General features: G+C 68.2%; 20 protein-coding genes. 9 read left to right on the top strand and 11 right to left on the bottom strand.

Annotated features, from left to right (window positions below; all coding sequences use genetic code 11):
• Nucleotides 1-207: 207 nt before the first annotated feature.
• From OG474_RS06315 to OG474_RS06335, 5 genes are all read right to left on the bottom strand, one after another.
• The gene (locus tag OG474_RS06315; RefSeq protein ID WP_405061253.1) at nucleotides 208-3,441 is read right to left on the bottom strand and encodes a UvrD-helicase domain-containing protein; all 3,234 of its coding nucleotides are present in this window, start codon (nucleotides 3,439-3,441) and stop codon (nucleotides 208-210) included.
• Complete coding sequence (locus tag OG474_RS06320) at nucleotides 3,441-6,656, bottom strand: ATP-dependent helicase (RefSeq protein WP_405061254.1); 3,216 nt, start codon at nucleotides 6,654-6,656, stop codon at nucleotides 3,441-3,443. Before OG474_RS06320 ends, OG474_RS06315 begins: the two co-directional genes overlap by 1 nt.
• Nucleotides 6,657-6,873: 217 nt before the next feature.
• Nucleotides 6,874-7,170, bottom strand: a complete 297-nt coding sequence (locus OG474_RS06325) for an MGMT family protein (protein WP_405061255.1) — start codon at nucleotides 7,168-7,170, stop codon at nucleotides 6,874-6,876.
• A 10-nt stretch (nucleotides 7,171-7,180) separates the two neighbouring features.
• Entirely contained in the window at nucleotides 7,181-8,020 is an 840-nt protein-coding gene (locus tag OG474_RS06330; RefSeq protein WP_405061256.1) for a TIGR03560 family F420-dependent LLM class oxidoreductase, read from the bottom strand.
• 246 nt (nucleotides 8,021-8,266) lie between these two features.
• Complete coding sequence (locus tag OG474_RS06335) at nucleotides 8,267-8,533, bottom strand: DUF2277 domain-containing protein (RefSeq protein ID WP_355457548.1); 267 nt, start codon at nucleotides 8,531-8,533, stop codon at nucleotides 8,267-8,269.
• 88 nt (nucleotides 8,534-8,621) lie between these two features.
• Between OG474_RS06335 and OG474_RS06340 the strand changes: the two genes are divergently transcribed.
• A complete protein-coding gene (locus tag OG474_RS06340; protein ID WP_405061257.1) occupies nucleotides 8,622-9,257 on the top strand; it encodes a TetR/AcrR family transcriptional regulator in 636 nt (211 codons plus the stop codon).
• A gap of 2 nt (nucleotides 9,258-9,259) precedes the next feature.
• Nucleotides 9,260-10,048, top strand: coding sequence for a maleylpyruvate isomerase family mycothiol-dependent enzyme (locus OG474_RS06345; RefSeq protein ID WP_405061258.1), 789 nt, complete (start codon nucleotides 9,260-9,262; stop codon nucleotides 10,046-10,048).
• Here the strand turns inward: OG474_RS06345 and moeZ are convergent.
• The 4 genes from moeZ to OG474_RS06365 form a co-directional block, all read right to left on the bottom strand.
• Nucleotides 10,045-11,235: an adenylyltransferase/sulfurtransferase MoeZ gene (gene moeZ / locus OG474_RS06350; RefSeq protein WP_405061259.1), complete on the bottom strand. Its 1,191-nt coding sequence runs from the start codon at nucleotides 11,233-11,235 to the stop codon at nucleotides 10,045-10,047. The two genes, OG474_RS06345 and moeZ, sit on opposite strands and share 4 nt — an antisense overlap.
• Before the next feature lie 139 nt (nucleotides 11,236-11,374).
• Entirely contained in the window at nucleotides 11,375-14,137 is a 2,763-nt protein-coding gene (locus OG474_RS06355; protein WP_405061260.1) for a hypothetical protein, read from the bottom strand.
• A gap of 141 nt (nucleotides 14,138-14,278) precedes the next feature.
• Nucleotides 14,279-17,023, bottom strand: coding sequence for a Calx-beta domain-containing protein (locus OG474_RS06360; RefSeq protein WP_405061261.1), 2,745 nt, complete (start codon nucleotides 17,021-17,023; stop codon nucleotides 14,279-14,281).
• Between the two features lie 79 nt (nucleotides 17,024-17,102).
• Nucleotides 17,103-18,017 (bottom strand): alpha/beta fold hydrolase, encoded by a 915-nt coding sequence (locus tag OG474_RS06365; protein WP_405061262.1) that lies wholly within the window; start codon nucleotides 18,015-18,017, stop codon nucleotides 17,103-17,105.
• A 43-nt stretch (nucleotides 18,018-18,060) separates the two neighbouring features.
• On the opposite strand from OG474_RS06365, the gene OG474_RS06370 reads away from it, so the two are divergent.
• The 6 genes from OG474_RS06370 (at nucleotide 18,061) to OG474_RS06395 (ending at nucleotide 21,330) form a co-directional block, all read left to right on the top strand.
• Nucleotides 18,061-18,468, top strand: a complete 408-nt coding sequence (locus OG474_RS06370) for an MmpS family transport accessory protein (protein ID WP_405061263.1) — start codon at nucleotides 18,061-18,063, stop codon at nucleotides 18,466-18,468.
• A complete protein-coding gene (locus OG474_RS06375; protein ID WP_405061264.1) occupies nucleotides 18,465-18,854 on the top strand; it encodes a hypothetical protein in 390 nt (129 codons plus the stop codon). The genes OG474_RS06370 and OG474_RS06375 overlap by 4 nt, the downstream gene beginning before the upstream one ends.
• A gap of 31 nt (nucleotides 18,855-18,885) precedes the next feature.
• On the top strand, nucleotides 18,886-19,812 hold the full coding sequence (gene ligD / locus OG474_RS06380; protein ID WP_405061265.1) for a non-homologous end-joining DNA ligase: 927 nt from the start codon (nucleotides 18,886-18,888) through the stop codon (nucleotides 19,810-19,812).
• A gap of 110 nt (nucleotides 19,813-19,922) precedes the next feature.
• Complete coding sequence (locus tag OG474_RS06385; protein ID WP_405061266.1) at nucleotides 19,923-20,555, top strand: TetR/AcrR family transcriptional regulator; 633 nt, start codon at nucleotides 19,923-19,925, stop codon at nucleotides 20,553-20,555.
• A 129-nt stretch (nucleotides 20,556-20,684) separates the two neighbouring features.
• Entirely contained in the window at nucleotides 20,685-20,912 is a 228-nt protein-coding gene (locus OG474_RS06390) for a DUF3107 domain-containing protein (RefSeq protein ID WP_405061267.1), read from the top strand.
• A gap of 145 nt (nucleotides 20,913-21,057) precedes the next feature.
• Complete coding sequence (locus OG474_RS06395) at nucleotides 21,058-21,330, top strand: GlsB/YeaQ/YmgE family stress response membrane protein (protein ID WP_405061268.1); 273 nt, start codon at nucleotides 21,058-21,060, stop codon at nucleotides 21,328-21,330.
• A gap of 19 nt (nucleotides 21,331-21,349) precedes the next feature.
• Here OG474_RS06395 and OG474_RS06400 read toward each other — a convergent pair whose 3' ends face one another.
• On the bottom strand, nucleotides 21,350-22,552 hold the full coding sequence (locus OG474_RS06400; RefSeq protein WP_405061269.1) for a glycosyltransferase: 1,203 nt from the start codon (nucleotides 22,550-22,552) through the stop codon (nucleotides 21,350-21,352).
• A 54-nt stretch (nucleotides 22,553-22,606) separates the two neighbouring features.
• Complete coding sequence (locus OG474_RS06405; protein WP_405061270.1) at nucleotides 22,607-23,287, bottom strand: ferritin-like fold-containing protein; 681 nt, start codon at nucleotides 23,285-23,287, stop codon at nucleotides 22,607-22,609.
• A gap of 276 nt (nucleotides 23,288-23,563) precedes the next feature.
• Here OG474_RS06405 and OG474_RS06410 point away from each other — a divergent pair, with 276 nt between their 5' ends.
• Nucleotides 23,564-26,428, top strand: a complete 2,865-nt coding sequence (locus tag OG474_RS06410) for a DEAD/DEAH box helicase (protein ID WP_405061271.1) — start codon at nucleotides 23,564-23,566, stop codon at nucleotides 26,426-26,428.
• The last annotated feature ends 102 nt before the right edge of the window (nucleotides 26,429-26,530 follow it).

The following is a 26,530-nucleotide window of genomic DNA, read 5'->3' on the forward strand; positions in this document are numbered from 1 at the left end:
GCAGCGCAGCGCGCGGGAACCGTGGTTCGCGGGTGACACCGAACGGTTTACAGCGCCATCAACCACCGCACGGCGTCGGCCGGCGCCGATGACCGCACCCCGATCGGCAGGTGTCGGGGGTTGGCACTCCTTGTGGGGGCCTTGAACAAGTTATGCCTTGTTCAAGGCCACGGTTTCCTGTTCACGCCCCGAACAGATGTGCGGGAGTCAGCCGTTCAGTAGGTCGATGAGTTCTTGTTTGTCGGGGAGGGATTCGGGGCGGATGATGTCGGCGGTTCGGACGTAGTAGAAGGCTGCTCCTACTGCGGCCAGGGGGATGTTCATCAGCTCTGACCAGGCGACTCGGTAGATGGCTAGCTGGAGGGGGTCGGCGGATTCGGAGCGGCTGGTCTTCCAGTCGACCACGTCGTAGCCGCGGGAGCCGTCGGGGCGGACCACCTGGTAGACGGCGTCGATGCGGCCGCGGATGGTGCGGCCGCCCAGGGCGAGGGCGAAGGGGGCTTCGATCTCGTAGGGGGAGGTTTCGCCGTAGGGGCCGGTGCGGAAGGCTTCCATCAGGTCGGTGAGGTCGGTGTCGTCGACGATGTCCTCGTCGGCCGCGCCGGGGAGGTCGTCGGGGTCGATCAGGAGTTGCTGGCCGAAGTAGGACTCGACCCAGGCGTGGAAGCGGGTGCCGAAGCGGGCGGCGCGGTTGGGTTTGCGTGGCATCGGGCGGGCGAGCTCGGAGGCGAGACCGTCGGGGTCCTTGGCCAGGCGCATCACCTGCGTCGCGGACAGCGCGGTCGGCAGCGTCACGTCGTACGCCTTGCGGCTCCGGCTTTCCCTTGCCTCTGACAACAATCTCTCGATCTCGGAATCCCAGCGCGCGACCAGCGCCTGCTCGTCGAGCAGCAGCGAATCCTCAGCGTCCTGCGACGGTCCCTCGGCCCGCGACAGTTGCACCAGCCCGGCCGCCTCCAGCCGCAGCCGATAGGCCTCGGCGTCGTACGCCGCCGGCCAGGCAGCTGTCGTCGCCTCGGCGAGCTCGGGGTTCTCTTCCTCGAGGTCCGGCTGCTCGGCCCAGGCGACCACGCGTTCGCCGGCGTGCTTCTTCAAGGTCTCCAGGTACGACGAGGGGCCGCGCGGGCGTTTCTGCGTGGGACCCCACCAGTGCCCGGTGGCGACCAGGATCTCCTTCGCCCGGGTGAACGCGACGTATCCGAGCCGGCGCTCCTCCAGCGAGTTCACCTGCTTGCACTCGTCCGCGAACGCCTTCAGCCCGGCGTTCGAGAGGTCGTGGAAAGTGGGCAGGGTGTCGGCGTCACCGCGCAACGGCCACGGGAGGACCTTCGCGTTCGTCGTCCATTTGTCGCGACCGCGATCGGAGGGGAACACCTTCTGCACCAGCGCCGGCACGAAGACGATCGGCCACTCCAGACCCTTGGACCGGTGCGTCGTGAGCAGCTTCACCGAGTCCGCTTCGCTCGGTACGGCGAGGTCCAGGCCGGCGGCGTACTCCTCCTCGGCGGCGAGGTAGGCGAGCAGACCGTCGAGCGAACCGTCCGACTCGGTCGAGACAAAGTTGCCGACGGCATCGAGGAACGCGGCCAGGTGGTCGCGGCGACCGGAGTCGACGTGATCCGGGGTCGCGGTCAGCTCGACGTCCAGGCCGATGGTGGCGATCACCCGGCGGACCAGGTCGAGCAACGGCTCTGCCCCGTGGGCCCGGAGCTCACGCAGCTCGGTCGACAGCTCCTTGAACCGGACCAGCGCCTCGGCCGAATACCCCCACGCCTCCGTCCCAGGATCGTCGACCGCTTCGGCGAGCGAGATGACCTCGGTCGAATCCATCCCGGCGACCGCCGCGTCGAGCGCGGCGACCAGGTCGTCGGCGGCCGGGCGCGCACCGGTGTCGGCGAGCGAGCGGGACCGATTCGCGAGCAGGGCAAGGTCGCGGTGCCCGATCCGATACCGCGGTCCGGTGAGGATGCGGAGCATGGCGGCGTTCGCCGTGAGGTCGTTGACGGCCTGCAGGGTGGCAACCACGTCAACGACCTCGGGCAGCGCCAGCAGACCGCCAAGGCCGACCACCTCGACCGGGACCTTGCGCGAGATCAAAGCCTCGTGAACGGCGCTCAGGTCGACGTTCGTCCGCATCAGGATGCCGATGTCTTTCCAGCGCCGGTTCGGCGTCCGGTGCGCGGCGACGATCGCATCGGCGACCCACTCGATCTCCTGCGAGCGAGTCTCGAACAGACCAACGGTGATCGCACCCTCGGGCGCATCGGCCGGGGCCTCGAGCGGGATGACACCAGGGTGCTGCTCATACAGCTCGGCGGCATGCTGGTTGGCCGCGGCGAGGATGCGGCTGCCGCAGCGGCGGTTCACACTCAGCACATACCGGTGGGCCGGCGTGCCGTCGCCGTTCGGGAAGTGTTCGGGGAACTCGTCCAGGTTCGCAACCGAGGCACCACGCCACCCATAGATCGCCTGGCAGGGATCGCCGACCGCGGTGACAGGGTGACCGCGGCCGCCCGGACCGGCGAACAGCGCGGTGAGCATCCGGCGCTGCGACACCGAGGTGTCCTGATACTCGTCGAGCAGGACGACCTTGTACCGCGCGCGTTCGGCGACGGCGACCTCCGGGCACTCCTCGGCCAGTCGTGCACCCAGCGCCATCTGATCGGCGAAGTCGACCACTCCACGTTCGCCCTTGTAGGCCTGGTACTCCTCGACCAGCTGCAGGATCTCGCCACGCTTCAACGCGGTCTCGGCAAGCTTCTTCACCTCGACCGTCTGCTTGCGCGCAGCCGCAACCTCCTGCCGAACAGCCTCGTCATGATCCCGTACGACGTCCGCGCGCAGCAGGTGATCGGCCAGCTCACCGTCGAGCGAGAGCAGGCTGTTGACCAGCGTCGGCACGTGATGCGAGGCGAACCGGATCGGCCCGGCGGACCGCCGGACAACCCGGCCCGCAAGCTGGAACCTGGTCGCGTCGGCGAGCACCCGGGCATCCGGCTCCAGCCCAAGCCGTAGCCCATGCTCAGCGATCAACGTGCCCGCGAACGCGTGGTACGTCGACACCACCGGCTCGCCCGGCTCCTCGGGCTCCCAGTTCGGCACGTTGCTGCGCAGGTGCGCGGCCAGAATCGGATGCTGATCCGGCGGCAGCGTCGACCCGAGCACGCCGGCCTTGGTCAGGTCGTCGCGGATCCGCACATCGAGCTCGTTGGCGGCCTTCTTCGTGAACGTCAGCCCCAGCACTTCCTCCGGCTTCACCTGCCCCGTGCAGATCAGCCAGACCACCCGGGCCGCCATCGCCGTCGTCTTCCCCGACCCGGCGCCCGCCACAATCACGCCGGGAGCAAGAGGCGCGGTGATCGCCGCCAGTTGCTGGTCGCTGAACGGGATCCCGAGCAGATCGCAGAGCTCAGCAGTCGTCTGCAGTTTCACGGCGGTCATCAGACGATCTCTCGGCCTTCGGGCTGGATGGGGCAGAGCGCGCGGGCTTCGCAGCGGCCGCAGCCGTCGTTGCGCTGAGCGGTGAAGTCTTCGGTGCGGACCATGGTCTCGGCATCCTCGACGGCTTCGTCGAGCCAGGTCTTGCCGTCGTCGCCAGGCTCGAGCGGACCTTGGTGCTGGACCTTGGGAAAGCCGCTGTCGTCGTGGCGAAGCTGGACGAGCTCGGCACCACCGGCAACCGCATCGTCGCCGGCCGCGGCGACCTGACGGGAGGCAATGGCACGTTGGTAGATGGCCAGCTGAACGTGGCGGGCCAGCGCAGGTTTGGTGGGAAGGTTGCGCCCGGTCTTGAGGTCGACGACCCGGATGGTCCCTTCGCCGTCCTTCTCCACGCGGTCCATCCGGCCTTTGACCCGTACGGCGGGTTGCTCCGGATCCGGCAGCAGGACATCGAACTCGACCTCCGTGCCGACGAGCGTCCGCTCCGGGCGACCTTGATGCCAGGCGACGAACCGGCGCAGGGCCTGCTCGGCCTCGACGCGCTCCCGATCGGAGATCCAGGCCGACTCGAAGTCGAGCTGCGTCCAGACCTTGTCGAGCCAGCCGTTCAGCTCGTCGATCGACGGCGGCAGCGTCCCGGTCGCGACCGCATCGGCCAGTGTGTGCAATACCTGACCGAACCCGATCGCCGACGTACTCGGTGTTTCACCACCGGCGCGCCGGGTCAGGAACCAGCGCAGCGGACAGTCCACGATCGTGGTCAGCGCGCTGCCCGACAACGGCACCGGCAGCTCCGGGTCGGCGATCGGGCGCTCCGACTTGGTCCGCTCGCGCACACCCCACCAGCGCCCCGGATCAGCCGTCGGCACCAACGCATACTCACGGTCGTCGACCGCGTCGGCCAACTGCGCGAGCCGATCCGCCGCCACCCGCTTCAACGCAGGGGACGATGCCGGATCAGCCAGCACACAACGCAGATCCGCGACCAGACCAGGCAGCGACAACGGCCGCCGCGGCCGCCCCGCCACCAGCTTCAAAGGAATGTCCAGCTCGGCCAGGAACCGCGACGGTTGATCCCCGTCTGCCTCCGGCGCCTGCACAGCGGTCACGATCAACCGCTCCCGCGCTCGCGTGATCGCGACGTAGAACAGCCTGCGTTCCTCAGCCAGCAACGCGCCGGCAGACAGCGGCTCCACCAGCCCGTCCCGCCCGAGCCGATCCGGCTGCAGCAACGAGCCGCGGCGACGCAGATCCGGCCACTGCCCCTCCTGCACACCCGCCACCACGACAAGCCGCCACTGCAGCCCCTTCGACCGGTGCGCGGTCATCAGCTGCACGCCGGCCTCGCGATACGTCCCGTCGAACCGGTTGTCCCCCGCGATGTCCAGCGACTCGAGCTCACTCAGGAACGCCGAGACGCCCTTGAACCCGATCTGCTCCTCGGCCCGCCCGGCCGCGTCGAACAGCGCGCACAACGAATCCAGATCCCGGTTCGCCGCCCGGGCGGTCTCGCCACCGGAGTGCGCCTGGCCGCGCAGCCGTCGCAGCCACGGCGACTCCGACCACAGCGACCACATCACCTCGTCCGGCGCCGCCCCGGCGTTCACAATATTTCTTGCCTTGAGCAACCTCTCGCCCAGCGCCGCGAACCGCGCCTCGGCCGGAGACGCCTGCTCGTCGAGCAGCAACGGATTCAGCAATGCGTCCCGCAGCAGCTCGTCCGACGATCGCGGCAACCGCTGACCATCCGCCGCCTCGCGATCGCGCTTCCGCAGCACCCGCGCCAGTCGTCGCAGCTGCCCCGCATCCATCGCACCCAACGGCGACAACGCCAGCGCCCGCACGACGTCGACCGTCAGCGTGACGGGGTCGGCAACTGCGCGCAGCGCCAGCAGCATCGGCCGAACAGCAGGCTCACGCGAGAGCGGAAGCTCGTCACCAGCCACATCAACCGGGATCCCGGCAGCGGCCAATGCCCGTCGCAGCGGTGGGATCGACCGGCTGCCGGACCGGACCAGCACCGCCATCTCATGCCACCCGACACCGTCCTGCACATGCGCCCGACGGAGCAGATCGGCGATGTGCTCCAGCTCGGCACCACTGGTCGAGTAGAGATTCGCCTCGACCTTCCCTGCGCCGTAGACACACGATGAAGCGTCTGGATTGCGGAACCGGTCGAACGTCTCGCGGTCCAGTGTCCCCGGCACACCGAGCCGGTTCACGACATTGCGCGACACCCGCTGCAGCGTCGTACCGAAACGGCGGGTGGTCGCGAGCGCGATCTGCGCCGCCTCCGCACCCGATGCCGTCGGGAACTCCTCGGTGAACCGCAGCAAGCCCCGCACCTCGGCACCGCGGAAGGTGTAGATCGACTGATCGGGATCTCCCACCACGACCAGGTCGCGTCCGCCGCCGGCGATCGCCTGCAACAACATCGTCTGGCCGGGATCGGTGTCCTGATACTCATCGACGAAGACCGCTTTGAACTCCGCACGCAGCTTGTCCTGGACCGCCGGCTGCTGCGCCAGAATCACCGCACGATGGATCAGCTCGGAGTAGTCGAGCACCTGCTCGTGGTCGAGGATCTGCAGATACTCCTCGAAGAAGTCTCCGACCGCGACCCACTCGGACCGCTCGGCCGCCCGCCCGATCGCGGTCAGGTCCTCCGGGTCGAGCCCGAGCTGCCGCGCCTTGCCGATCACGGCCTGCACCTCGTCGGTGAACCCACGCGTCTTCAGCGCCGGATGCAGACTGCGCGGCCAGTGCACCGCGCCGACCTCACGGCTCCCGGACAACGCCTCGCTCAACCGAAGCGACTGCTCCGGACCTGACGGCAACCGCAGCGGCACGTCGAACGCGTCGGCCGGCGTGAACCGGCGCAGTAACGCATAACAGAAGGAATGGAACGTCATCGACGGCATCACCCGAGTGGTCTTGCCGAGCCGCCCGGTGATCCGGTCCCGGAGCTCAGTGGCCGCCTTCCGCCCGAAGGTCAGCACGAGCACCTCGTCCGGACTCAGTCCACGGTTCCGCACCCGGTCGACGACGGCCTCCACCAAGGTGGTCGTCTTCCCGGTGCCCGGCCCGGCGAGCACCAGCAGCGGCCCACCCGGATGATCGACCACGGCCTGCTGGTCGGCGTCCAGGACCGGCGCCTGCGCAGCGCGTCCCTCGGCCCGAACGAGCCGATACCGGGAACCCTGTCTGCTGACCATCGCCCCATCCCACCAGACCCCACCGACAGTTCCCGTTCGGGCACCCCGATCCGCCGTTCGTTCCCCGAAAAGCGGACACCACAACTTTCCGGGTTACGGTCGCATCATCGTTGTGAACAACGGTTTCCGGACGCGGCCGGGCTGGTCACCCCAACGACTGGTCCGGCCGCCCGGCACCGGCGGCGCGCGCTCGGGGCGGAGCTGCGCGCCGCCGGTGTCACAGCTTCGGCTGCCAGCGGACGTCGCGCAGATTCACTCGCCCGTTCGTCACACGCACGCCATCGGACCGCAGGTTGTGCAACTGCTCGTCACCCACCTCATCAGCCGGTACGCCGGAGGCTCGGATCACCCGCCACCACGGCACACCGCCGCCGTACTCGCGCATGATCGCTCCGACCTGACGCGGTCCACCCTGGCCGACGTACTCGGCGATGTCTCCGTACGTCGCGACGCTGCCCGGCGGAATCGACTCCACCGCCCGCAGCACCGCCTCGACGTATTCCTCTCTGTCCACAGGCGTCAACCTAAGCCAGCGGGGCCAGGGCCTTCGCGAGCGGCTCGAGGACGGAAGGCGAGGCGTCGAGCGGCAGGTTCATCACCGCGAGGTCGACACCTGCTTCGGCGTACGCCGCCGCTGCGGCGACCGCGACGTCGAGTGGCTGGTCGGGATCGATCCGCACGTTGACCGAGCAGGTGATCTCGTTGACGTCCCGGCCGACCTCCTCGCAGCGCTGCACGAGGATCTCCTTGAGCGGCTTCCACTCCTCCGGATCCGCGACGATGACGTTCCAGTGCTGGGCCCACTTCGCCACGGCTCGCAGGGTGCGCTTCGGGCCCTTGCCGCCGATGGCGATCGGCGGGTGCGGCGTCTGCACGGCCTTCGGCTCGCAGTACGCGTCGGTGAGCTTGATGTACTGCCCGTCGAAGTTCGCCGACTTCTCGGTGAGCAGCGCGATGATCGCCTGCACGCCCTCGTCGAAGCGGTCGAACCGTTCCTTCAACGGATACAGCTCGATGCCGTAGGCGGCGGTCTCCATCTCGTTCCAGCCCGCGCCGATGCCGAGCTCGAGCCGGCCGCCGGAGATGATGTCGGTCGTGGCCGCCATGTTGGCCAGCACTGCCGGGTGCCGGTAGATCATGCCGGTGACCTGGCAGCCGACCCGGATCCGCGACGTTGCCTGCGCCAGCGCGGCCAGCGTCGTCCAGGCCTCGAGGTTCGGCCCGGCCATGTCGCCGCTGAGCGGGTAGAAGTGGTCCCAGTGCCACGCGGACTCGAAGATCTCCAACTGGTCCGCGGCGACCCACACATCACGCATCTGCTGCCACGTGGTGTGTTCCGGCCTGGTCTTGACAGCGAATCGCATGAGTGACCTTTCTTCGCGGTATGCGCCTTCCGGCAGGGACATTACTCCGCCGCGCCGACCAGCGGAGGCGACGCGTTCCAGGTCTCGCGACACTGAGTACAGGAACGGCAACGAAGAGGGGTCGGGGTGCTGGGGATCCGCCACGGGAACGCTCGAAGTCGCCGGGTCGGACGGGACCGCGGTGAGCAACGCGTTCGAGCAGTTCCTTCAGCATCCCGACCGGTGGCCGGTCCGAAGTAGTAGCCCTTAGTCGAGTCCGAGGCGTGCGCGCACCTCGGGCCGACGTAGCGGCGGCACCGTCTGCGGCGGGACGCGGCGGTCGGGCATCTCCGCCAGCAGCTCTTCGGTGATGCGGGCGACCTCGGTGGCCGCGCGCTCGATGGGCCCCCGCGTGGTCGCACTGAGCGAACCGACGCCGGTCACCTTGCGTACGTATTGCAGCGCGGCCGCGTAGATCTCCTCAGAGGTCGCGGCGGGCTCCAGTCCCCGGAGCACTGTGATATTTCGGCACATGCTCCGACACTACGTCGCGCCGGGGACAATCAGGCAGAAAAACTACGGGGTATTGACTTCCCTAATGGTATTCGGGTTTCCTCAAACCATGAGCACCACGGGACTGGACCGCCGGGCACGTCGCCGGCAGGAGACGATCGAAGAGATTCTCACGGCCGCCATCGAGCTGATGGAGGCCGAGGGCGTCGCCTCCCTCAGTCTGTCCGCGGTGGCGCGGAAGCTCGGCATCCAGCCACCGTCGATCTACCAGTACTTCCCATCCAAGATGGCGATCTACGACGCACTCTTCCACCGCGGGGCGGAGTTCTTCCGAAACTCCCGCCTGGAGGCGTGCGCGGCCGCGGACACCGACGACATCCGCGAGCTCGACCTGATCGCGGTGAAGGCGTTCAGCCGCTGGTGCCTGGAAAACCCGGTCTACTCGCAGTTGCTGTTCTGGCGGACCGTCCCGGGGTTCGAGCCGAGCCCGGAAGCGTTCGCCCCGGCACAGGATGCGCTCGACGACCTGCGGCAGCACCTGCAGAACGGCGTCGACCGGGGACAGCTACGGCCAGAGGCCGCGACCGAGGAGGGCCTCGCCCTCTACACGTCGATCACGGCCGGTCTGGTCTCGCAGCAGATGGCCAACGAGCCGGATGCCTCCTTCGAGGACGGCCGCTACGTGCGTCTGCTGCCCACAGTGCTCGACATGTTCTACCAGTACTACGCACCACCCAGGGGGTAGCCATGACTGCAGTACTAGCAACAGATATCGGCCGGGCCGACCGGAGCCGATGTGCACAGCACCGGGACTCCGAGCTCCAGGCCTGGCACGACCTGCTGGCGTCGATCGACGGGAGCGACTGGCAGCGCCGTACCGTCTGCGACGCGTGGGATGTCGCCGATATCGCCGGGCACCTGATCGGCCAGGCCGAGGACGTCATCCGGCCGCTGTCGTTCCCGCGGCGTTTCCGCAAGGGCAAGCGGGTCTACCCGACCGCCCCGAAGTTCGACGCACACATGATGGTGCAGGCCGACGAACACCGCGGCACGCCACCCGACCTACTGCGCAGCACCTTCGATCGGGTGTGGGGCAAGGCCACCCGCACGATCTCTCGCAACCCGGCACTGATCCGCCGGATCAGCATGGCGACGGACGAGTTCCCGGACTTCTCGCTGAACCTCGGCTACATCCAGGACATCCTGCTCCCGCGCGACCTCTGGATGCACCGCGACGACATCTGCCAGGCCCTCGGCCGGCCGTTCGACCCCGGCCCGTACGGCGCGGAGCTGATCGCGCAGGTGATGCGCGATCTGATCGACGGACCGTTCTGGGGCGATCGTCCGGCGGTCGACCTGGAACTCACCGGCCAGGGAGGTGGGACCTACCGACTGGGGAGGGGCGAGCCGGTCGGTCACGCCGCCGTCGACGCCGTCAGCTACATGCGCACACTGTCCGGCCGCGACGACGCGCCGGTGGTGTCCGGCGACCCGGCGGCTGTGGAAGCAGCCGCCGGGTGCCGTATGCCCTTTTAGTAGGCAGGCTGGCTCGGGTCGATCTGGTCGACCCAGGCCACCACGCCGCCGCCCACGTGGACGGCGTCGGAGAAGCCGGCGCCCTTCACGATGGCCAGCACCTCGGCGGAGCGGACGCCGGACTTGCAGTGGAAGACCAGCTGCTTGTCCTGCGGAAGCTTCTCGAGGGCGACACCGGTCTGGAAGTCGGCCTTCGGGATCAGCACCGAGCCCGGGATCCGGTTGATCTCGTACTCGTTCGGTTCGCGGACGTCGATCAGGACGAAGTCCTTCTCGCCGTTGTCCTTGAGCTTGATCCACTCGCTGAGCTGCTTGACCGAGATGGTCGAACCGACGGCTGCATCCGCAGCCTCTTCGGTGATCGCGCCGCAGAAGTTCTCGTAGTCGATCAGCTCGGTGACCGTCGGGTTCTCGCCGCAGATGGCGCAGTTCGGGTCCTTGCGGACCTTCAGGGCGCGCCAGTTCAGGTCGAGGGCCTCGTAGATGTTCAGCCGGCCGAGCGACGGGTCGCCGATCCCGGTGAGCAGCTTGATCGCCTCGGTGACCTGGGCCGCGCCGACGGATGCGCAGAGCACTCCCAGTACGCCGCCCTCGGCGCAGGACGGGACCATGCCGGGAGGCGGCGGCTCCGGGTAGAGGCAGCGGTAGCAGGGGCCGTGCTCGGCCCAGAAGACGCTGATCTGACCGTCGAAGCGGAAGATCGAGCCCCAGACGTACGGCTTGCCGAGCAGCACCGCGGCGTCGTTCACCAGGTACCGGGTGGCGAAGTTGTCGGTGCCGTCGACGATCAGGTCGTACTGCTCGAAGATCTCGAACACGTTGTCGTTGTCGAGACGCACCTCGTGCAGCACGACGTTGGTGTTCGGGTTGGTCTCGAGGATCGACTCCTTGGCCGACTGCGCCTTGGACTTACCGACGTCGGACTGGCCGTGGATGATCTGGCGCTGCAGGTTCGACTCGTCGACGGTGTCGAACTCGACGATGCCGAGCGTGCCGACGCCGGCCGCGGCCAGGTAGAGCAGCGCCGGGCTGCCCAGACCGCCGGCCCCGATGACCAGGACCTTGGCGTTCTTCAGCCGCTTCTGGCCGGCCATCCCGACCTCGGGAATGATCAGGTGCCGCGAGTACCGGCGGACCTCGTCGATGGTCAGCTCGGCGGCCGGTTCGACCAGCGGTGGCAGTGACACGTGTCGGCTCCTGGGGTGTGGGGATCCAATCAGGCTGTCAGCATTTCAACCATCAGCCTGCTCTCCATGTTCCCGCACAATGCCGGAGACCCCAGTCCTGGTCCGAATCCCGGGACTGGGGTCTCACCTGGTGGAGCAATCAGTCGTTGTCGGTGATCGTCCCGGTCACTGTGACCGGCAGCTTGATCTCACCGCCGTCGACCTGGTCGAAGACCGCCGAGAAGGTCTCGGTCGGCTCCTTCACCTTGTCGTCGACGATGTTCACGATCGCCGTCCCGGTGGTCTGGCCCGGCTCGACGGAGCCGTCGATCGTCCGCGAGCCGGGCTCCCACTCCTCGTAGGTGCTCACGAAGTCCTGCTTCAGCACCGCGGTGCCGTCCTTCAGCGAACCGGTCACACTGACGTACTTGTCGCTGGGCGCCGACAGCTTCAGTGGGAAGCCCGCCTCGCCGTTCTTCTCGGCGGTGGTCAGGTTGCCCACCGTCAGCGTCGGTGTCGGGTCGTCGTCGACGACCTCACCGTGGCCGAAGGACTTGTCCAGCAGCGCGTCCTGCGGCACCGACAGCACCAGGTCGAGCTTCAGGTCGTAGCTGTCCCGAGTGTTCGCCTCCACCGGCACACTGACTGTCCGCCTGACCTGTCCGGGCTTGAAGACGACCGTCGTTGCCACGTCACCCACAGTGGCCCCATGTTCACCACTGGTCTCGGCATACACCTTGACCGGCCGGGCGCTCGCCCGGTTCAACCGGACGACGAAGTTGAGGTTCTGCGTCCCCTTGTCGCCTTCCTTGACCTTGATGTCCGACGCCGACACCCGCACCAGTTTCACCGCCGGGGCGGAGACTCCGACGCCAGGCGACGAGAAGGCCAGGTCGCTCAGGTAGACCGTGCCCTTGGCGACCTTGTCGCTCCGCAGCTCGATCGCACGGACGTCCTTGAGGTTGAGCCCCTTCAGCGACGACAGCGGGATCTGGACGCTGCGCAGCAGGTTCTTCGGCAGACCGGACTCCTTCGGGCCAGGCATCCGCATCAGTGCGTCACTGACCTTCGACACCGCCACGGAGACCGTATGGCCCTTGCCGTCGATGACCCGGACGCTCAGATCGGTCGTCGGCGTACCAGCCGGGTCCGGAGCAGTCCGGAAGCCCAGCACGGCGTACTTGCTGACGTCGCGCTGTGCAGCCGGCAGGTTCAGGTGCAGTACGCCGGTCTTGTCCCGCCACGAGAACCGCGTTGCCGACAGAGTCGGCGTACGGGCGGCGAAGGCCGCAGGATCCCAGTGAGGTGCGTCACCAGAACCATCGGTCGTCAGACACGGCACAAACCCGGCAGCCCGGCCGGACGGCTGCCGACGCGCACCAGCGCAGACCACACTGGACGCCTTGCCGGACACTGCGCCCTCGGGCAGCGCCTGGTCGAAACGGTTCACGTCGCGGCGCGATGCCAGCGGCGCCTGCGCGACGACCCGCACCACAGCCCGGCCGGCCGACGCCGCACGGGCGTCAGAACCGTCGAACATCGGCAGGAACTGCTTCTCGTTGCCCAGGTGCAGCCGGAAGAAGCCGGACAGGTACGCCGTCCCGACGGCCTGCTGCTCCTTGGCCTTCAGCCGCCCGGCGTACTTCTCACCGCACGGGGAGGCCTTCGCGTCGCCGCCCCAGTCGTCGTTGGACGGCGCCTCGGACTGGCCCGGGGTCCACTCGGTGTTGAAGAAGTTGTGGTTCGCGCCGAGCACCGTCACCGTCGACCGCGTGGCTGCGTCCCCGGTGACCGAGTAGCGGGTGTCGTCGTAGAACTTCTGCCCCTGCAGGTCGGACACATCGCCGTCACAGGTCGGCAGGATGACGCTCATCGCGACTCCCGGCACCGTCGAACGAGCGAAGTCCACGGGAGCCAGCGGCAGCACCGCACGGATCCCGAACTGGCCGCCACGGTCGGCGTTCACAATGGCTGCGCGGGCGACACCCTCACCGCCGCGCGAGTGGCCCATCAGGCCCACGTTCTGCAGGTCGACCTTGCCGACGTACTTGGTGCCGAACGGCTCGCCGCCGGTCGTCGACCACTTCTTCCACAGCTCCAGGTGGTGCAGGACCAGCTCGGCCCGCGCCTGCGCACCGGCGTCGTACGCGTCGCCGTCGTACGCGTTGACCGCGTTCGAGCTGATCGAGACGACCTGGTAGCCGTTGCTCGCCAGCGCCTGCGCCGCGCCGTCGTACCCGCGGTAGCTCGGCACCGGCTTCTCGCCCTTGGCGCACGGCCAGGGCTTCTCCTGCGGCGTCGTCGCGTCGCCGTAGCAGTACTGATGGCGGCCGTGCAGGAAGAGCACGAACGGCCGCTTCCCCTTCGCACCGACCGGTGTGTAGACCTTGCCGACGACCTCGGACTTCTGCCCCAGTCCGGGCAGGAAGACCGCCTCGTCACCGAGGTTGTACTCCGACGTCTCGACCTTGAACTTGCCCGCCTTGGCCGGGTCGTCCTTGAGCAGCGCGCCCAACCGCGGCTTCAGCCAGTAGGCGTCGTTCGGGCCGCCCACGGCCTTGCCACGGGCCTCGGCCTTCTTGCCGTCCTGGTCGACGTCGCCGGACCAGACCAGCTTGACGTCCTTGGCCTTCAGAACGGACGGGTCGGTGGTGACCATGGTCAGCGTGCGCTGGTCAGGTGACTGCTTGGCCACCCCGACCGGCTCGCCGTCGACGGCCAGCAGCGGCAGTGCCGAACGCATCGGCGCCGGCGCTCCCAGCCGGAGCGTGACCTGGTAGCCGCCGGCCACCGCACGCACGTCCCAATTGTTGCCTTGAGCAATGGTTGGCTCCGGCGGCGCCGGTGGCGCGGCGGACGCGAACGGCGCCGTCGTCAACCCCAACCCCAGTAGTGCGACCATCCCCAGCGACAGGTGCCTCAATCTGCCGATCTCTCGCACAGTTGTCCTCTCGAATCGACGAAACAGACCACAACGAATGACTTCGTGGGCGCCAGGAAAGTTGACCCGACCAGCCGCTCGATCACATCTCAGTCCTGCGACAGCTTCGACTCAGTCGTTGCCTCAGTCGTTGTCGAGGATCGTCCCGGTCGCGGTGATCGGCAGCTTGATCCCGTCGATCCCGTCCACCGTGTCGATGTACGCGGTGAAGGTCTCGGTCGGTTCCTTGACCTTGTCGTCGGTCACCGTGACGGTCAGTTCGCCGTCGAGCTTCGCGACCTCGATACCACCGGTGAGGGTGTGCTCCGGCGGGTCGTACTGACCGTGGTAGTCCTTGCCGAGGACGGCCGTGCCGTCCTTCCAGAGGCCGCCGAAACCGATGTGTTTGTCACTGAGGGCCGACAGTCTCACCGGGAACGTGACCTCACCCTTGCCCTCGGCGGTGGTCAGATTGCCGACCGTGAACTTCGGTGACGGGTCGTCGTCGAGGACCACACCGTGCCCGAACGACTTGGTCAGCAACGCCTCGCGCGGCGCGGCCAACTCCACGTCGAACTTGATGTCGTAGCTGTCGCGGGTGTTCGCCTTGATCGGCACTCGGACCGTCTGCCGGACCTGTCCGGGCTTGAAGACCACCGCCTGCGCCACATCACCCACCGGCATCACCTCTGCGAACGGCAGGCTGGTCTCGGCGTACACGACGACCGTCCGGATGGTCGGCCGGGACAGCCGCACCACGAAGTTCGCGTACGTCGTCCCCTTGTCGCCTTCCTTGGTAGTGACGTCCGTCACCGACACCTTCGGCGCGGCCACCACCGGAGCCGAGACTCCGAGACCAGGTGACGAGAAGGACAGGTCACTGAGGTACGCCGAACCCTTGGCGACCCGATCCGTCCGCAGCTCGATCGCCCGCACGTCCCGCAGGTCGACGCCCTTGAGAGACGACAGTGGGATCCGCACAGTACGCAGCAGGTTCTTCGGCAGTCCGGACGACTTGTTGCCCGGCATCCGCACCAGCGCGTCGCTCACAGTCGACACCGGTACGGCGGCCGCCCGGCCCCGACCGTCGACGACGCGAACGGTCAGGTCGGTGGTCGGCGTACTGGCGGGGTTCGGAGCGGCCCGGAAGGACAGTGCGGCGTACTTGTGCACGTCACGCTGCACAGTCGGGAGGTTGAGCCGCAGCACTCCGGTCTTGTCGGTCCAGGACAGCTTGGTGACCGCAAGGGTCGGTGCATGCGAGGCGAACGCAGCTGGGTCCCAGTGCGGTGCGTCCCCCATGCCATCGGTGGTCAGACACGCACCCTTGCCCGTCTCACCGACACAGACTGCTGCGGTGGCCTTGCCGGTCACCGCACCCTTCGGCAGGGCCTTGTCGAAGGCAGCCACGTCACGCCGCGATGCCAGGGGCGCCTGGGCGACCACTCGCACGACAGCCTTGCCAGCAGTGGCAGCACGCGCGTCCGAACCATCGAACAGCGGCAGGAACTGCTTCTCGTGTCCCAGCTGCAACCGGAAGAACCCGGCCACGTACGCCGTACCGACCGCCTGCTGCTCCTTCGCCTTCAACCGGCCGGCGTACTTGGCGTCGCAAGGCGCACCGTTGCCCTCGCCACCCCAGTCGTCACTGGACGGCGCCACTGACAGCCCGGGGGTCCACTCGGTGTTGAAGAAGTTGTGGTTCGCGCCGAGCACCGTGACCGTGGAGCGAGCAGCGCCGTCACCAGTGATGGAGTTTCTGGTGTCGTCGTAGTACTTCTGGCCCTGCAGGTCGGAGACGTCACCGTCGCAGTACGGGAGCAGGACGCTCATCGCCACACCTGGGACCGCATTGCGGGTGAAGTCGACCGGAGCGAGCGGCAGTACGGCGCGGATGCCGTACTGGCCACCGCGGTCGGCGTTCACGACGGCTGCCCGCGTCACTCCCTCACCGCCACGGGAGTGCCCCATCAGACCGACGTTCTGTAGGTCGACCTTGCCGACGTACTTGGCTCCGAACGGTCCACCGCCGACGGTCGACCACTTCTTCCACAGGGCGAGGTGGTCGAGAACCAGCTCGGCCCGCGCCTGCGCACCGCCGTCGTACGCGTCGAAGTCGTAGGCGTTGATCGCGTTGGAGCTGATCGACACCACTTGGTAGCCACTGCTCGCGAGCGCCTTGGCCGGGCCGTCGTACCCGCGGTAGCTCGGGACCGACTTGGCTCCCTTCGGGCAGGGCCACGGCTTGTCGCCGACACCGTCGCCGTAGCAGGACTCGTGCCGGCCGTGCAGGAAGACCACCAGCGGACGCTTACCGACCGCTCCGACCGGTGCGTAGACCTTGCCGAGCAGCTCTGACTTCTGTCCGAGTCCGGGCAGCAGGACCGCTTCGTCACCGAGGTTGTACTCCGCTGTCTCGACCTTGTACTTGCCGGCCTTGCCGGGGTCGTCCTTGAGCAGTGGGCCCTTCCGGGCGTCCAGCCAATAGGCATCGGTCGGTCCGACGGCCGTTGCGCGAGCACTCGCGTTACCGAGGTCACCTGGCCAGACGAGCTGTACGTCGTGCGCGTCGGCAGCAGCCTTGTCGGTGGTGATCAGGGTCAGCGTCCGCCCGTCCGCCGACTGCTTGGCCACGCCCATCGGCGTCCCGTTCACGGCCAGCAGGGGCATTGACGCGCGTACCGGCACCGGCGCGTCCAGCCGCAGCGTGACGCGGTAGCCGGTAGGCACCGCGCGGACGTCCCACTGTTTGCCCTTCGCAACGGACGGGGCCTCAGGGATCGCCGCCTGTGCGGTCAGTGGAGCGACTGCCAGCAACGCTGCCATGCCCAGGGTGATTGTGCCCAGAACGCGCACGGTCTTCCTCTCGTCGACGAACCAGCTCTCCATGAGATAGCCCGTGCGGACGAAAGGTTGACTGATCTGGCGCATTCGGTTCGATTTCAACCGTGCTGCAGTTTCAGCACGCTCAGCTGATCAGGTCGCGGAAGGCCGCCGCCACCTGCTCCGGGTGCTCCATCTGGGCCACATGACCGGACTTCGGCAGGTACAGCAGCCGCGCATCCGGGAACGTACGCTGCGCCTTGGTCCGGATCCGAGCGTCGACCAGCCGGTCGCGGCCGCCGTACACCAGCAGGACAGGGCATTGCACGCTCGCGGCGTCTGCCCACAGCGACCGGCGCGGCGGTGTCAGTGACGAGCGCAGGATGCTCTTGGCGGCATCTGTGGTCGCCTGCATGTTCCACGGGTCGGTGTCCCGCCGGTGCAGCTCCGCCTCGTAGTTGGCGCGCACCTCGGCCGACAGTGCGCGTGGGTCTCCGAAGACCATCGCCAGCGACGCCTGGAAGCGGCGATCGAACGGGAGCCGCTGAGTGCGCTGCAGAACGACCGGTCCGAGTCTTGGCGTCGCCAGCGCCGCGAACCACAGTGCACTGGCCGACACTCTCGGATGCGGCAGTGCCGGGGACACCAGCGTGAGTGACGCCACCAGATCCGGCCGCTGGGCCGCCAGAGCCACGGCAGCAGCCCCGCCCATCGAGTTGCCGAAGACATGCGCCGGCTGGTCGTACGCACCCTCCAGCAGTGTCACCAGCACGTCCGCCTGCTCGGAGATGCCGGCCGGACCGGACAACGGCGTACGGCCGAAGCCGGGTAGGTCCGGTGCGATCCCGCGCACGGTGTCGTTCAGCAGCAGTCCGAGCGCGGTCCAGTTCAACGACGAGCCGCCCAGGCCGTGCACGTAGAGCGCGGGCGGAAGCTCCGCCGCCGCGTCCGGCACGTCTCTGACCAGCAGGTCCACGCCTGCGACCGGCACCTGTCGGGCCGGCCATTCCTGTGTCGCCAGCGGCACATCAGTGCCGGTTACTGCCCCGTAACTCTCCACGATTCCCATGGTAGGACCCTGTCGGCCGGAACACTTGCGACTTATGAAGCGCAGAGTCCCCAAACCGCTACTGATCGTCCTCCTCGTGGTGGTCCTCGCCTACCCGGCCTTCCAGGTGTTCCTCTTCGGCTACACCGGCATCCGGATGCTGATCGCAAGCCAGGAGACCCATGAGGTCGTCTACAAGGTCACCGGTACGGCGGACCTGCCGTCGATCAGCTACAACGGCGGCGACAAGGACCCCGTGGAGCTGAAGCACGCCTCGGTGCCCTGGGACAGCGGAACGCTCAAGATCAAGGGCAGGAACCAGCTGCTGTCGGTCAGCACGGACCCGCAGGTCGACGACAAGGGCTCGGTGCGGTGTGAGATCTGGGTGGACGGCAAGCTCATCGAAAGCAAGGAGTCCCTCTTCGCCGGCTTCGGCGCGCACTGCTCGCAATTCGCCTCGTGAAACTGCCCAAGCCGCTGGTTCTGGTGCTCGCGGTGATGCTGATCGGCTACGGGGCCGTCGGCATCGACCTCCTGCGCAGGTTCGGCGCCTACCTGAACACCCACGAGGTCGTCTACAAGCTCAGCGGCACGGCGAAGCAGATCAACATCGGCTACAACCAGGACGGTCACAAGGGCTTCGAGCTTCTGTGGGGCTCCCCGCAGCCATGGGCGAGCCCGCATCTCACCACCACCGGCAAAGACCAGGAGCTGTCGGTCCATGGCTTCCCCCTGGACGACGACCTCGGCGACGTCCGGTGTGAGATCTGGGTGGACGGCCACCTGGCCAAGAGCGAGGACTCCCTCCCGGGCCGCGGTCTGGGCGTCCAGTGCGAGTACCGCCCCTGAATAGGCGCCGGCTGGGTGGACACTGGGAGTTATGGCAGCAGCGTCGCAGCAGGTGACCACCGAGGTCGACGGGCAGACTTTGAAGCTCACGAACCTCGGCAAGGTGCTGTATCCGCAGACCGGCTTCACCAAGGCCGAGGTGATCGACTACTACCACCAGGTGGCCTCTCTCCTGCTGCCGCACCTGTCCGACCGCCCACTGACCCGGAAGCGGTGGCCGGACGGGACAGACGCGTCGTACTTCTTCGAAAAGAACGCACCACGCGGTACGCCGTCCTGGGTGCGGACCGAGACGCTACCGACCCCCGGGAGCTCGACCGGACGGGACGAGGCGGACTTCGTGGTCGCAGACGACGTCCAGACCGTGGTGTGGCTCGCGAACCTCGCCGCGCTCGAGCTGCACGTGCCGCAGTGGCGCATCGGGCTGTCGGAGCACGGCAGCGACCCACAGGCCGATCTGATCGTGTTCGACCTCGACCCTGGCCCCGGGGCGACCATCGTGGAGTGCTGCGATGTCGCACTGGCGCTGCGGGAGCTGCTCGGCCACTACGGGCTCGAGGGCTGGCCGAAGACCTCAGGCAACAAGGGCATGCACCTGTATGTGCCGATCGAGCCGGCGTCGTCGCGACGTACAAGTGCGTTCGCGAAGCAGCTGGCCGAGCAGCTGGCGGAGGCTCTGCCGGAGGACGTGACGGCGAACATGACCAAGGCGCTCCGGCCGAACAAGGTCTTCATCGACTGGAGCCAGAACGCCAGCGCGAAGACCACGCTGGCGCCGTACTCGCTGCGCGGCTCCGACGAGCCCCGGGTCTCCACTCCGATCGACTGGGACGAGGTGGCCTCGACCACCAGACCGGAGGAGCTCAAGTTCCTCCCGCACGAGGTCCTGGCCCGGATCGAGGAGTACGGCGACGTCCTGGCCGAGCTGTACGACGACCCGCGCCCGCTGCCGTCCTGAAGGGTGCCATCGGGCAGGGAAGCTACTGGCTGGGAGCACCGGTGGGTAGGATTCGGCTACGACCCGGCGGCGCGACCTGCCGCCGGTGCCGCACCACCGAAGGAGCCGACGTGTCGACGACACCGGAGACCGCACCGAAACGCGGCAGCCGCCTGCCCCGGCTCGCGCGCCGCGCGCAACTGCTCGAGGCGGCCCAGGAGGTCTTCGTCGCGAACGGGTACCACGCCGCCGCGATGGACGACATCGCCGAGCGCGCCGGTGTCTCCAAGCCGGTCCTGTACCAGCACTTCCCCGGCAAGCTGGAGCTGTATCTGGCGCTGCTGGATACCTCCTGCGAAGCGATCGTGGCCTCGGTGCACGACGCACTGAAGTCGACGGACGACAACAAGCTCCGGGTCGCGGCGACCGTGCATGCGTTCTACGACTACGTGGCCAACGCGCAGGGCGCCTTCCGGCTCGTCTTCGAGTCGGACCTGACCAACGAGCCTGCCGTGCGCGAGCGGGTCGACCGCGTCACGCACGCCTGCGCCGAGGCGGTGTCCGAGGTGATCAGTGCGGACGCCGGTCTGAACCGTGAGCAGTCCATGGTGCTGGCCGTCAGCATGGTCGGCATGGCCCAGGTCAGTGCGCGCTACTGGCTGGCCTCGGCCGACCAGACGTTGCTCGGGCAGGAGCAGGCCGCCGACATGGTTGCCTCACTCGCCTGGCGCGGCATCCGCGGTTTCCCCAGAACTGACGGCTGAATCCGCGCCCACGCCGTACCGGCTCGAGGTTCTGCTCTGGGCGGACGGGTGAGAGCTCGGGGTCGGCAGCGGATAGGCTCGAAGTGTCACCGGCGAGAGCCGCCGGTCGGAGCGTGCCCGGAGGGTTTCGTGGAGGTCAAGATCGGCGTGCAACACGTCAATCGCGAGTTGGTGCTCGAGAGTGAGCAGAGCCCGGACGAGGTACAGGAGCAGGTGTCGAACGCGCTCAGCGGCAAGAGCAACCTGCTGGAGCTGACCGACGACAAGGGCCGGCGGATCCTGATCCCGGCCGACCGGCTGGCGTACGTCGAGATCGGTGAGGTCTCGATCCGTAAGGTCGGTTTCGGCGCGATCTGATCCCGTTCCGGACACGTCTCTGCGTGTCCGGGTTCCGGATTCCGGTTCGGTGGGCACCATGTGCGGTGAGACCTGCGTCGTAGTGGTCTGGTAGCTACGGGGCGCCGCCCAGACGCAGGTCCGTCACCCCTCACTAGGAGGAACCGTGGGTTACTGGATCTGGATGATCATCGTCAGCCTGCTCGCAGGCGTCATCTTCGGCCCGCTGGCGCGGCTCGTGCTTCCGGGCAAGCAGAACATCAGCCTCGGCTGGACCATCCTCGGCGGCGGTATCGGCGCCTTCATCGGTGGTCTGATCGCCTACTTCCTCGACATCAAGGACACCGACGGACCGGACATTCTCCAGTACGTGATCCAGATCGTCTGTGCCGCGATCGTCATCTACATCATCGCAGCCCGCAAACCGAAGTCAGCCTGACAATCTGACCTCAGCAGCATCACCCGACGGCCGCCACCCCACCCGGGGCAGGCGGCCGTTGTGATGCCAGGCCTTCGTAGAGCGCCAGCAGCTTCTCGGCGTGCTCACGCGGCGCCGGCCGGTACCGCGGCGCCCAGGGACGGGTGGCGTCCGGGGCGCGCAGGACCTGGCCGACCACCGCGGCCAACGCAGCCGGCTCAGCCGGGGCGAACGTCCGGGTCCGCTCGTGGCCGCGGAACAGCCACGGATCCACTACCACCAGCGGGCAACCGGCCGCCTCGGCCTCGTGCGCGACCAGGGACTGGGTCTCGGAAACCGAGGCGATCACCACGGCGTCCGCAGCTAGGTAGTAGCCGGCGAGCTCGGCCCGTGGCAGTACGCCGGCCATCCGCACCCGCGGGCCGATACCGAGCCCGTCCACCAGCTCGGTGACCCGGCGCCGATCGGCGTACCCGCCGACCATGACCAGGCAGGCGTCCGGCCGGATCCGCAGGAGCTCGGCGAACGACCGCAGCAGCAGCTCGTCGTTCTTCTCACCGCTCAACCGGCCGACCGACAGCACGATCGGGTCCTGTGCACCGAGGTCGAGCTGCTGCCGGATCTCCGCGGCGGACAGCGTCGGTGCGGGCATCGGGAGCGTCGGGCTCGGCAGCACCACTGTCGGCGCCTCACAGCCGAGGTCGTCCAGCTGCTGCTGCACCTTGGCTGTCGGCGCGACGACCAGGTCGACGGCCCGCAGCAGGTTCTGCACCTCGGTGCATTCGCGCTGGTAGCCGCGCGGTGCGCCGAGACCGACCCGCCACGCCTTGCCCGCGAGCCACATCGCCAGCCGGATCTCCGCGTAGTGCTCACGGTAGATCTCGAGGTCCGTGTGCCAGGTCAGAACGACCGGGAGCTGCCGGCGCCACGCGGAGTACAGGCCCGACACGCCGATCGGCCCGAGCGTGTGCACGTGGACCACGTCGTACTCCGGCTTGTTCCGGGTCGGCCGGAGCATGCCCAGGCGGTAGTCCCGGCCCCAGGTCTCGGTGCCCGGCACTGACCGGATCGGCAGCCTGCTCTGGTGGCTCTTCGCGCCGTACGGCGCGACCACCTCGAGCTGGACGCCGAGCTCACACAGGGCTCGGCCGGCGGCCTCCAGCGAGACGGCCACGCCGTCGGCCCGCGGAACCAGGGTGTCGGAGTAGATGCCCAGGCGGACCGGGCGGTAGGACAGTGTCATGCAGGCAGGCTCTCCGGCGTCGACCCCCGTCAACAACGAACGCCAGCCATCCAATCAGGCTTGCAGGCCGAGCGCAGTCATCCTTGCCGTGTGCGCCTCGGTCAGTCGGGTGAACATCCGGCCAATGGCAGCCAAATCGAGCCCGGGGCGGTCGACGCTGCCGGCCAGCAACGCCGCCAGTGAGTCCCGGTCGGCGGCGATCCGCTGTGCCTGGCTGAGCGCCTCACCGACCAGCCGGCGGCCCCAGAGAGCCAGCCGGCCGCCGAGCTTCGGGTCGACCTCGATCGCGGCCCGGACCCGGTCCACGATGAACTCGGCCTGCCCGGAGTCGGCGAACACCTCGAGCACCAGGGCCCGGGTCTCCGCGTCCACGAACGACGCGATCTCGCGGTAGAAGTCGTTGGCCAGGCCGTCCCCGACGTACGCCTTGACCAGACCTTCGAGCCAGTCCGACGGGGCGGTGTGGTCGTGGAAGGCGTCCAGCGGCGTGACGAACGGCTGCATCGCCGCCATCGGATCCACCTCGAGGATCACGAGGCGGTCGCGCAGCTGCTGGAAATGCCCGAACTCGGTGGTCGCCAGTGCGGCGAGCTCCGCCTTGTCGTTGAGGGTCGGGGCCAGCTTGGCGTCCTCGGCCATCCGCTCGAAGGCGGTCAGCTCGCCGTACGCGAGAACTCCCAGCAGGTCCACCGCCGCGGCCCGGTAGGCGGGATCGTCGAAGGCCGTCTGTTCCATGCCCGGCACCTTATCTGTGTTCGCGGGCCGCCAGAACGGCTGCCGGGGTCCGATGCGTGCCGTGGCACAAACCACACGGAACGGCGATGACGCAAGTTGCGGTTACACTGGTGAGCGATTCGCCGGTGACGCGCCCACATGGGCACGCTGGTGCGAGGTGCTTGCACAGTGTCCCCGCGCCTCTTCTGACGAGGCTTCACACGCCTCTGGCGCCCGGCCACTGTCCGTTCAAGCATGTGAGAGGCGATCAGCCTGACCACCTTCCGAGAGCTCGGCGTGCTGCCCGAGATCTGCGACGCGCTCGACCGCGTCAACATCGTGGAGCCGTTCCCGATCCAGGAAATGACGCTCCCCGTAGCCCTGATGGGCACCGACCTGATCGGCCAGGCCCGCACCGGGACCGGCAAGACGCTCGGCTTCGGTATTCCGTTGCTCCAGCGCACGATCTCCCCCGGCGAGGCCGACTACACCGAGCTCGCCGCCCCGGGCAAGCCGCAGGCCCTGGTCGTCACACCGACGCGTGAGCTGACCATCCAGGTCGCCAAGGACCTGGTCACCGCGTCCACCGTCCGCACGGTGCGGATCCTGACCATCTACGGCGGGGTGGCCTACGAGCCCCAGCTCGACGCGCTGAAGACCGGCGTCGACGTCGTCGTCGGTACGCCGGGACGCCTGCTGGACCTGGCCAACCGCGGTGTCCTGGACCTCAGCCACATCAAGGTCCTGGTGCTCGACGAGGCCGACGAGATGCTCGACCTCGGCTTCCTGCCCGACGTGGAACGCATTCTGCGCAAGACGCCCGAGCTGCGGCAGACAATGTTGTTCTCGGCAACGATGCCGTCGGCCGTGATCGGCCTGGCCCGCACCCACATGCGGCACCCGCTGAACATCCGGGCCGAGTCCCACGAGGACACCCAGATGGTCCCGACGACGGCGCAGTTCGTCTACCGGGCGCACGATCTGGACAAGCCCGAGGTGGTGGCCCGGATCCTGCAGGCCGACGACCGCGGCCGGGTGATGATCTTCTGCCGGACCAAGCGCGAGGCCGGCCGGCTGACCGACGACCTGATCGACCGCGGCTTCAAGGCCGCCGCGATCCACGGCGACCTGAACCAGCAGGCCCGCGAGCGGGCGCTGACCCGGTTCCGCGGCGACAAGATCGACGTGCTGATCTGCACCGACGTCGCCGCCCGCGGGATCGACGTCGAGGGCGTCACGCACGTCATCAACAACACCTGCCCCGAGGACGAGAAGGCCTACATCCACCGGATCGGCCGGACCGGCCGCGCCGGTGCGAGCGGGATCGCGGTGACGTTCGTCGACTGGGCGGACATCGTGCGCTGGAAGACGATCAACAAGGCCCTCGACCTGCCGTACGAGGACCCGCAGGAGATCTACTCGACGTCGCCCGAGCTCTTCCACGACCTCGGCATCCCGACCGAGGCGAAGGGCCGGATCAAGCCCGCCGCCGACCGCGAGGAGCGCGAGCCCCGTGCGGAGCGCCCGGCGCGCGACAAGCACCGCCGTACCGAGGACGGGGCCGAGTCCGGTCACGGCCACGGGCACGGGCGGGACCGCGACAAGGACCGGGACCGCAAGCGGAACCGGACGCGCAAGCGGACCCGTCAGGGTCAGCCGGTCGAGGAGAGCGCCGACGTCACCACCAAGACCCACGTCCCGGCGGCCGTCGAGGCCGGCGAGGCTCCGGCCGCGGCCGCGGCAGTGACGGCGACCTCGACCTCGACTTCGGGCTCGGGCTCGACCTCGACCGAGGTGCCGCGTGAGCGTAAGCGGAAGCGCAATCGCAACCGCAAGCGCCGCACGGATCGTCCGGTCGAGGGCACAGTAGCCACCGACGCAACTTCAGCTGGTACGGCGGCTGCTCCGGTCCAGGACGCTGCTCCGGCAGCTGCTGAGTCGGTGCAGGCGACTGCCCCGGCTGCTGCTTCGGGTGGCAATGCTGCTTCGGGCTCTGCTGCTTCGGTGGCGGATGGTGCTGAGCGGCCGTCGCGGCGGAAGCGTTCGCGTCGGTCGTCTGGTGGAGCACCGGTAGCCGAGGTTGCTGCGGCTGCGGCGCCTGAGGCTGCCAAGGCTCCGGCCGTTGCGGAGAAGGCGCCTGCTGTTGCCGAGAAGGCACCGGCCCAGAAGGCACCTGCTGAGAAGGCACCTGTGCAGAAGGCGCCGGCCAAGAAGGCTCCGCTGTTCCAGGCGCCTGCGGCGACCACCAAGGCACCCGCGAAGAAGGCTGCGGTCGAGGCTCCGGCCAAGAAGGTCGCGGCTGCTCCGGCACCGGCCAAGAAGGCTGCCGCCAAGAAGACCGCGGTCGCTCCGGCTCCGGCCAAGACCGCTGCTGCCAAGAAGACGGCTGCTCCGGTCAAGGCTGCTGCCAAGAAGGCCACTGCTGCGCCGGCTCCGGTGAAGAAGGCCACCGCCAAGAAGACCGCGGTGGTTGCGACGCCGGCCAAGAAGGCTCCGGTCAAGAAGGCCGCACCGGTCAAGGCTGCCGCTCCGGCCAAGAAGGTCGCTCCGGTCAAGGCTGTTGCGAAGAAGGCTGCACCGGCCAAGAAGGTTGCTGCTGGCAAGACTGCAGCTCCGGCTAAGAAGGCTGTCGCCAAGAAGGCCGCGCCTGTGAAGGCCGTTGCCAAGAAGGCTGCACCGGCCAAGAAGGTTGCTGCGAGCAAGACCGCGGCTCCGGCTAAGAAGGCTGTCGCCAAGAAGGCCGCGCCCGTGAAGGCCGTTGCCAAGAAGGCAGCGCCCGCCAAGGCCGTTGCCAAGAAGGCAGCACCGGCCAAGAAGGTTGCTGCTGGCAAGACTGCAGCTCCGGCTAAGAAGGCTGTCGCCAAGAAGGCCGCGCCCGCCAAGGCCGTTGCGAAGAAGGCTGCACCGACCAAGAAGGCGGCGCCGGCGAAGACGGTGGCGAAGAAGGCTCCGGCCAAGGCGGTTGCGAAGAAGGCACCGGCGAAGGCCGTGGCCAAGAAGGCACCTGCCAAGGCTGTTGCCAAGAAGGCACCCGCCAAGGTCGGTGCGAAGAAGGCACCCGCCAAGGCTGTCGCCAAGAAGGCACCCGCCAAGGTGGTCGCCAAGAAGGCACCCGCCAAGGTTGCGGCCAAGAAGACGCCGGCCAAGCGGGCGGCGAGGTAGTCCTCAGCTGGTGGAGTGACCTGACCGTCGCGTAAGCGTGGCCGAATGGTGACTTCGCGCTGCAACACCCAGCCCCTCGTGGTGCGTCCTTGGACGTAACCA

Source organism: Kribbella sp. NBC_01505, assembly GCF_045040285.1.
Taxonomy (GTDB): domain Bacteria; phylum Actinomycetota; class Actinomycetes; order Propionibacteriales; family Kribbellaceae; genus Kribbella.

Coding starts and splice junctions, on each gene's coding strand:
- OG474_RS06330 (WP_405061256.1), bottom strand. CDS start 8,020: ATGCGATTCGCTGTCAAGACCAGGCCGGAACACACCACGTGGCAGCAG.
- OG474_RS06315 (WP_405061253.1), bottom strand. CDS start 3,441: ATGACCGCCGTGAAACTGCAGACGACTGCTGAGCTCTGCGATCTGCTC.
- OG474_RS06370 (WP_405061263.1), top strand. CDS start 18,061: ATGAAGCGCAGAGTCCCCAAACCGCTACTGATCGTCCTCCTCGTGGTG.
- OG474_RS06400 (WP_405061269.1), bottom strand. CDS start 22,552: ATGACACTGTCCTACCGCCCGGTCCGCCTGGGCATCTACTCCGACACC.
- OG474_RS06335 (WP_355457548.1), bottom strand. CDS start 8,533: ATGTGCCGAAATATCACAGTGCTCCGGGGACTGGAGCCCGCCGCGACC.
- OG474_RS06320 (WP_405061254.1), bottom strand. CDS start 6,656: ATGGTCAGCAGACAGGGTTCCCGGTATCGGCTCGTTCGGGCCGAGGGA.
- OG474_RS06405 (WP_405061270.1), bottom strand. CDS start 23,287: ATGGAACAGACGGCCTTCGACGATCCCGCCTACCGGGCCGCGGCGGTG.
- OG474_RS06360 (WP_405061261.1), bottom strand. CDS start 17,023: ATGGAGAGCTGGTTCGTCGACGAGAGGAAGACCGTGCGCGTTCTGGGC.
- OG474_RS06345 (WP_405061258.1), top strand. CDS start 9,260: ATGACTGCAGTACTAGCAACAGATATCGGCCGGGCCGACCGGAGCCGA.
- OG474_RS06340 (WP_405061257.1), top strand. CDS start 8,622: ATGAGCACCACGGGACTGGACCGCCGGGCACGTCGCCGGCAGGAGACG.
- ligD (WP_405061265.1), top strand. CDS start 18,886: ATGGCAGCAGCGTCGCAGCAGGTGACCACCGAGGTCGACGGGCAGACT.